At 52.7% G+C, this 3029-nt stretch carries 1 rRNA gene; it reads left to right on the top strand.

Annotation, left to right across the window (positions count from 1 at the left end):
- Positions 1 to 84: 84 nt before the first annotated feature.
- Positions 85 to 3007 (top strand): 23S ribosomal RNA (locus tag E3U55_RS16910).
- Positions 3008 to 3029 lie beyond the last annotated feature (22 nt).

Here is a 3029-nt window from a genome sequence, read left to right as displayed (position 1 = left end):
CCTGTACCTTGAAAACTAAATACGAACGCCAAAGCATCGAAAAACGATTTTATTGATTCAATAAAGCGTCTTTTCACGTATAGAAGTTAAGTGAATAAGAGCGCACGGTGAATGCCTTGGCACTAGGAGCCGATGAAGGACGGGACAAACACCGAAATGCCTCGACGAGCTGTAAGTAAGCGTTGACTCGGGGATGTCCGAATGGGGAAACCCACTATCCGTAATGGGATAGGATTCATCACTGAATTCATAGGTGATGAAAGGCAACTCGGGGAACTGAAACATCTCAGTACCCGAAGGAAGAGAAAGCAAACGCGATTTCCTGAGTAGCGGCGAGCGAAACGGAATTAGCCCAAACCAAGACGCATGCGTCTTGGGGTTGTAGGACACTCCATTGGAGTTACCAAGAACGTTGGTAGACGAATCGACCTGGAACGGTCAGCCAAAGACGGTAAAAGCCCGGTAGTTGAAATCGACGTTCCTCCGGAGTGGATCCTGAGTACGGCGGAACACGTGTAATTCCGTCGGAATCCGGGAGGACCATCTCCCAAGGCTAAATACTCCCTAGTGACCGATAGTGAACCAGTACCGTGAGGGAAAGGTGAAAAGAACCCCGGAAGGGGAGTGAAAGAGAACCTGAAACCGTGTGCTTACAAGTAGTCGGAGCACGTTAATGTGTGACGGCGTGCCTTTTGTAGAATGAACCGGCGAGTTACGGTGGTCGGCAAGGTTAAAGGGAAGACCTGGAGCCGCAGCGAAAGCGAGTCTGAATAGGGCGATGAAGTCGGACACCGTAGACCCGAAACTGTGTGATCTACCCATGTCCAGGGTGAAGGTCAGGTAACACTGACTGGAGGCCCGAACCCACGTATGTTGAAAAATGCGGGGATGAGGTGTGGGTAGGGGTGAAATGCCAATCGAACACAGAGATAGCTGGTTCTCTCCGAAATAGCTTTAGGGCTAGCCTCAACGTGAGAGTCTTGGAGGTAGAGCACTGATTGGACTAGGGGCCCCTATCGGGTTACCGAATTCAGTCAAACTCCGAATGCCAATGACTTATCGTTGGGAGTCAGACTATGGGTGATAAGGTTCATAGTCGAAAGGGAAACAGCCCAGACCGCCAGCTAAGGTCCCTAAGTATGTGTTAAGTGGAAAAGGATGTGGCGTTGCTTAGACAACCAGGATGTTGGCTTAGAAGCAGCCACCATTTAAAGAGTGCGTAATAGCTCACTGGTCGAGTGACGCTGCGCCGAAAATATACCGGGGCTAAACACATCACCGAAGCTGCGGATTGTCCGTAGGACAGTGGTAGGAGAGCGTTCTAAAGGCGTTGAAGCTAGACCGTGAGGACTAGTGGAGCGTTTAGAAGTGAGAATGCCGGTATGAGTAGCGAAAAAGAAGTGAGAATCTTCTTCACCGTATGCCTAAGGTTTCCTGAGGAAGGCTCGTCCGCTCAGGGTTAGTCGGGACCTAAGCCGAGGCCGAAAGGCGTAGGCGATGGATAACAGGTTGATATTCCTGTACCACCTCCTCTCCGTTTGAGCAATGGGGGAACGCAGGAGGATAAGGGAAGCGCACAATTGGATGTGCGCCCAAGCAGCAAGAGTGGTGGATAGGCAAATCCGTCCACCGGACGCTTGAGCTGTGATGGGGAGGGAAATTGAGTACCGAAGTCCCTGATTTCACACTGCCAAGAAAAGCCTCTAGCGAGGAGAATGGTGCCCGTACCGCAAACCGACACAGGTAGGCGAGGAGAGTATCCTAAGGTGATCGGGAGAACTCTGGTTAAGGAACTCGGCAAAATGACCCCGTAACTTCGGGAGAAGGGGTGCTTGTCTAGGTTACGACCTAGCAAGCCGCAGTGAAAAGGCCCAAGCGACTGTTTATCAAAAACACAGGTCTCTGCGAAGCCGTAAGGCGAAGTATAGGGGCTGACACCTGCCCGGTGCTGGAAGGTTAAGGGGATGCGTTAGCTTTTAGCGAAGCGTTGAACCGAAGCCCCAGTAAACGGCGGCCGTAACTATAACGGTCCTAAGGTAGCGAAATTCCTTGTCGGGTAAGTTCCGACCCGCACGAAAGGTGCAACGACTTGGGCACTGTCTCAACCAGAGACCCGGTGAAATTATACTATGCGTGAAGATGCGCATTACCCGCGACAGGACGGAAAGACCCCGTGGAGCTTTACTGTAGCCTGATATTGAATGTTGGTACAGCTTGTACAGGATAGGTGGGAGCCTTAGAAGCCGGAGCGCTAGCTTCGGTGGAGGCATCCGTGGGATACCACCCTGGCTGTACGGACATTCTAACCCAGGACCGTGATCCGGTCCGGAGACAGTGTCAGGTGGGCAGTTTGACTGGGGCGGTCGCCTCCCAAAGAGTAACGGAGGCGCCCAAAGGTTCCCTCAGAATGGTTGGAAATCATTCGCAGAGTGTAAAGGCAGAAGGGAGCTTGACTGCGAGACCTACAAGTCGAGCAGGGACGAAAGTCGGGCTTAGTGATCCGGCGGTACCGAATGGAAGGGCCGTCGCTCAACGGATAAAAGCTACCCCGGGGATAACAGGCTTATCTCCCCCAAGAGTCCACATCGACGGGGAGGTTTGGCACCTCGATGTCGGCTCATCGCATCCTGGGGCTGTAGTCGGTCCCAAGGGTTGGGCTGTTCGCCCATTAAAGCGGTACGCGAGCTGGGTTCAGAACGTCGTGAGACAGTTCGGTCCCTATCCGTCGTGGGCGTTGGAAATCTGAGAGGCGCTGTCCTTAGTACGAGAGGACCGGGATGGACACACCGCTGGTGTACCAGTTGTTCCGCCAGGAGCATCGCTGGGTAGCTACGTGTGGCAGGGATAAGTGCTGAAAGCATCTAAGCATGAAGCCCCCCTCAAGATGAGATTTCCCATTGCTTCGAGCAAGTAAGATCCCTCAGAGACGATGAGGTTGATAGGTCCGAGGTGTAAGCGTGGTGACACGTGAAGCTGACGGATACTAATCGATCGAGGACTTAACTTCGAAGATGAAAAGACGTCCCGTT

Origin of the sequence: Filobacillus milosensis (assembly GCF_004402015.1) — a bacterium.
Taxonomy (GTDB): Bacteria; Bacillota; Bacilli; order Bacillales; family Alkalibacillaceae; genus Filobacillus; species Filobacillus milosensis.
The sequence above is the reverse complement of the archived record's forward strand: the minus strand, read 5'-3'. Positions and strand labels throughout refer to the sequence as shown.